Source organism: Mesorhizobium sp. M7A.F.Ca.CA.001.10.2.1, assembly GCF_003998575.1.
GTDB lineage: Bacteria > Pseudomonadota > Alphaproteobacteria > Rhizobiales > Rhizobiaceae > Mesorhizobium.
Window position 1 is genome coordinate 1 of record NZ_RZQY01000493.1, and the last position, 4,563, is coordinate 4,563.

Genomic DNA, 4,563 nt, shown 5'->3' on the forward strand with positions numbered 1-4,563 from the left:
TTGGGGCGTATGGCAAGCAGGCGCGGTTCGCCGCGATTCAACGAAGTGGCGTGGACCGAGACAAGCGCTTCATTCGAGGCCGGTTGAGGCTCGGCGACGTCGGCGAGCCTCAACCCGGTCGCACTTTCGGGAGAGATGACCAGGGCGAGCATGGCGTACCTTGTTGCTGGCTTGTCGGTGCCAGCTTGCGTTGGAAAGCACGGCAAGCTGAGTACCCACGTAGGTAGCGAGCCATACCGGCGATGGCGCGCAGCGTCACGAGATCAACCCTGCGCGAACCGGAGCCTATCGACTTCCGCGGTTAAAGAATTTAGCTATCATGGCGTTTCATCGCTAATAGCAGTCAATCATGAGACGGCCCCTCAGCTACCCCTGGCTTGATCTCGATGTGGATGACCCTTCCGCGTTGGCGATTGCCGTGCGCGTCGACATCCCCGACACCCGAGCGGAAGTCCCCGCCCACCGGCACCGCAAAGGCCAGCTCGTCTTCGCGCTCGGCGGCGGCGTCACATGCCGCGTTCCAAGCGGTCTATGGATGGTGCCGCCGCATTGCGGGGTGTGGATCCCCGGCGGCATGGAGCACAGCAATGTCGCAACCGCCAACGCCCGGATTTTTTTCGTCTACATAGAGCCGGGAGCGGCCGACCTGCCGGAGCGGTGCTGCACGCTTTCGATCTCGCCACTGCTGCGCGAATTGATCATCGAGCTTTCCGATCGGCTGCAGGACGACGAGGCGAGGGGCGAACTCTTGACCAAAATGCTGCTCACCGAATTGCCACGCATGCCTGTCCAGCAATTGCACCTGCCGATCTCATCCGAGCCGCGCTTGAACAGGATCGCCGAGGCGTTGGCGCAAGACCCTGCCGACCGCAGCACGCTGGCGGACTGGGCCAAGCGCATGGCGCTCAGCGAGAGCAGCCTCGCCCGCCTTGTGACAAAGGAGACAGGGCTGAGTTTCGGGCGCTGGCGCCAGCAATTGCACTTGATCGTTGCAATTCGGGAACTGGCGTCCGGCAAGAGTGTCCAGCAAGTCTCGGGCGATCTCGGCTATGGTTCGGTCACGGCCTTCATCACCATGTTCAAGAAGGCGCTTGGGAAGCCGCCGGCCAAATACCTCAGTGGTATCGCGCAAAATGGCGGCTCTGCATTCGTGGCGTAATGCTCACTTGAAAGGCTGGTCGAGCCAATCAGGTTGCCAGCGTGCGAGAATGCAGCTTGGCTTTGGGACTCAGGCCACCGATGGCTCGGCGGTTTCGCGCCTCAACTCCGGTTTGGAACCGAGAACTTCTTCCACAATCCCGCGCGCAATCTCGCGTTCACCCATGATCACCGTATCGGCGCCCAAACCCTTGAGATGTTCGACCTCGGCATCCGAATGGGCCCGGGCGATAACGTTGATACCGGGATTAGCGGCGCGGGCTCGGAGCACGATCTGACCGGCTTCGAAGGCATTGGGGATGGCAAGGATCAGCTGGCTGGCGCCTTCGGGGTTGGCGGCGGCAAACACTTCGGCATTGGCCGCATTGCCGGCGACGGTCTCGATGCTGTCCGCTTTCAGCCTCGCCAGCGTCTTGTCGGCGTCCTCGATGACCAGGAAGGGCAGTGCCGCGTCTTTCAACGCCGAGCCGACCAGGCCACCGACACGGCCGTAGCCGATCAGGATGGCATGGCCTGTGAGTGCCGTCTTGGGCGGCGGCCCGTCCTCCCTTTTCGCCGTTGCCGCGACAGAGGCCACCTGGCCCGGCTCCGTCGCCGGACCAACCGGTTTTGCTTCGACCGGCGGTGCCGTCCTGGCGGCGCGCCGTTCCAGCCACGGCTTCATCCAGTCGATGGCCAGGAACATCAGCGGGTTGAGGACGATCGACAGGATGGCGCCGGCCAGAATGAGGTCGCGACCTTGTTCGGGCAACAGTTTCAGCCCGACGCCGAGCTCGGCCAGGATGAAGGAGAATTCGCCGATCTGGGCAAGGCTTGCCGAAATCATCAATGCGGTGGCCAGGGGATAGCCGAAGGCAACGACGATGACGAACGCCGCCAGCGATTTGCCGATGATGATGATGGCCAGCGTTGCCAGGATCGGCCAGCCATTGCTGATCAGGCTGAACGGGTCGAACAGCATGCCGACCGAGACGAAGAACAACACGGAAAAGGCATCGCGCAGCGGCAAGGATTCTTCGGCGGCACGGTGACTGAGTTCGGATTCGCTCATGATCATGCCGGCGAAGAATGCGCCCAGCGCCAGTGAGACCCCAAACAGTTTGGCCGCGCCAAAGGCGACGCCGAGCGCTATGGCAAGCACCGCCAGCCGGAAGAGCTCGCGCGAGCCGGTGTGGGCGACATAGTGCAGGATCCAGGGGATGACCCGGCGGCCGACCACCAGCATGACGACGACGAAGGCGGCGACCTTGGCCAGCGTGATGCCGACGACGCCCCAGATGCCGTAGCTGGCCGGCAGCGACAGCAGCCCGCTTGCATGGGCGTCGGTCTGCTCCTGGCCGCCGAGCACGCCGGCCAGCGCCGGCAGCAGCACCAGCGCCAGCACCATGGCCAGGTCCTCGACGATCAGCCAGCCGACAGCGATGCGGCCGCGCTCGGTCTCGATCATCCGCCGCTCTTGCAGAGCGCGCAGCAGCACGACCGTCGAGGCGACCGATAGTGCCAGGCCGAACACCAGTCCCGCGCCCATTGACCAGCCGAGCATCCACGACAACCCGGCACCGAGTGCGGTGGCAAAGCCGATCTGGACGACGGCGCCCGGCACGGCTATGGCGCGCACCGACAGAAGATCCTTCAATGAGAAGTGCAACCCGACGCCGAACATCAGGAGGATGACGCCGATTTCGGCCAGTTCGTTGGCAAGGCCGGCATCGGCGACGAAGCCAGGCGTGTTCGGCCCGACCAGCACGCCGGCTACGAGATAACCGACCAGCGGCGGGATACGGAAGCGGTTGGCGAGAGCCCCGAAGACGAAAGCCAGCCCCAGACCGGCGACGATGGTGGCGATAAGGGGCGTGTCATGCGGCATTGTCTATGGAGCGCCTTTCAAAAACAGCGATGTTGGATGAGCGCCGCCCAAAGCCGCCGCCTGTTTTGCAATATGGTGGATGGTATGTCGGCGATGCAACCCGCGAATCCGTGAAATCGACGGCGCTGCCGCAAAAATTTGACCGGCAGCTGAGAAGCTGCCGGCCGGATCGGAATTTGTGCGGTGCTATTCGTCTCGATCCGTCAGGGCCGATCGACAATGATCAGCCTGCCCGCAGCAGGGCCTCGATTTCCGGTATGGCATGGTTGGTCAATGTCTTGGGAATTTCGGCGGTCACCTTGTCCTCGACCTCCTTGTGCAGCTTTTTGCGCATTGTCCCAAGCACCACTGGCGGTGCGACGAGCACGATCTCGTTGAATTCGCCGTCATGCGCGAGCTTGTAGAGCCGGGCGGCGATTTCATCGGCGAAACGCTCCTTGCCGATGCGGTGCCAGTCCGTATCCTCGACTGCGCTGCGGTGTACGGAGGGACCATCATTGTACCGGCCCGGGCTGTCGCTGCCTTGCTCGCGGGTGGGCGGGTTGTCCTGCTGTATTTCCTGCACCACCTCGAGATTCGGATATTTGTTGTCGCCGGCGTTCCTGAGGAAAAGCGCCTTCTCGCCATCGGCCACCATGACCCAGATACCGTGCTTGAGTATGATTGTGTTCATGATGACAGGCTCCTTTTCAGCCGCGTGGTGGCCTTCGGGGCGTTCCGCAGCCGGGGTTTCGATCCGATATGACAGGCCTTTTGAGAACGCGCCCCGAGCCACTAATGTTCCAGTCGGCCGCCGCGTCGGCGTTGGACATTCCGGCTATCCAGAGTTCGCGGCTTTAATCTACTAATTTGGTAGAATTTAGAAAAAACAGTTTTGCGCTTTTCTCCCCAGGCGCTAAAAGACCCGGAAAACAAGGCCTGCGACAGCAGCTTGAATCCGCTCCATCTGCAAACGAGAAATATTTTTCTCTTGGCTGGGATGCTTTCAGAAAAGCAATTGCATCCCGATAAGGGATGCGCGAGTGCGTTCCTTCTGGTTTCTCGCGCCCGCGCGTAGAACTGCAAGCTCATTCAGGATTCCGCTCGCGTCCATGTCGCACACTGCTCCCAAGCTCAGCGCCTTCCCCGTGTTCATGCGGGTCGAGGGCGAAGCCGTGGCCATCGTCGGCGGCGGCGAAGAGGCACTCGCCAAGGCGCGGCTGATCGGACAGTCGAGCGCGGTCCTGCGGATCATCGCGGAACACGCCGAGCCCGATCTGCTCGCCTTCATCGTCCAGGCCGGCGCGAGCCATTTTGCCGCCGCTTACGACGCATCGCAGCTCGAAGGCGCGATCATGGTGTTTGCCGCCAGCGGCGACGAGGAACTCGACCGTCGGGTGGCTGCGGATGCGCGCCGCCTAAGCATTCCGGTCAATGCCGTCGATCGGCCTGAGCTTTGCGATTTCTTCACCCCGGCGCTGGTCAACCGCGCGCCGGGGTGAAGAAATCGCAAAGCTCAGGCCGATCGACGGCATTGACCGGAATGCTTAGGCGGCGCG

Annotated in this window: 3 protein-coding genes and 2 pseudogenes; 2 read left to right on the top strand and 3 right to left on the bottom strand. The window is 62.5% G+C overall.

Annotation, left to right across the window (positions count from 1 at the left end; genetic code table 11):
• Positions 1 to 349: 349 nt before the first annotated feature.
• Positions 350 to 1,159 (top strand): helix-turn-helix domain-containing protein, encoded by an 810-nt coding sequence (locus EN964_RS25560; RefSeq protein ID WP_127271895.1) that lies wholly within the window; start codon positions 350 to 352, stop codon positions 1,157 to 1,159.
• Positions 1,160 to 1,228: 69 nt separating this feature from the next.
• Here EN964_RS25560 and ybaL read toward each other — a convergent pair whose 3' ends face one another.
• Together ybaL and EN964_RS25570 are read right to left on the bottom strand one after the other, a co-directional pair.
• Positions 1,229 to 3,025 (bottom strand): YbaL family putative K(+) efflux transporter, encoded by a 1,797-nt coding sequence (gene ybaL / locus EN964_RS25565; RefSeq protein ID WP_127276891.1) that lies wholly within the window; start codon positions 3,023 to 3,025, stop codon positions 1,229 to 1,231.
• 223 nt (positions 3,026 to 3,248) lie between these two features.
• Positions 3,249 to 3,698, bottom strand: a complete 450-nt coding sequence (locus EN964_RS25570; RefSeq protein ID WP_127271043.1) for a host attachment protein — start codon at positions 3,696 to 3,698, stop codon at positions 3,249 to 3,251.
• Positions 3,699 to 4,116: 418 nt separating this feature from the next.
• Here EN964_RS25570 and EN964_RS25575 point away from each other — a divergent pair.
• Positions 4,117 to 4,500: pseudogene (locus tag EN964_RS25575) on the top strand (NAD(P)-dependent oxidoreductase); the annotation flags it as partial.
• Here EN964_RS25575 and EN964_RS39455 read toward each other — a convergent pair.
• Positions 4,496 to 4,563 (bottom strand): annotated as a pseudogene (locus EN964_RS39455) (NAD(P)-dependent oxidoreductase); the annotation flags it as partial. The pseudogenes EN964_RS25575 and EN964_RS39455 sit on opposite strands and share 5 nt — an antisense overlap.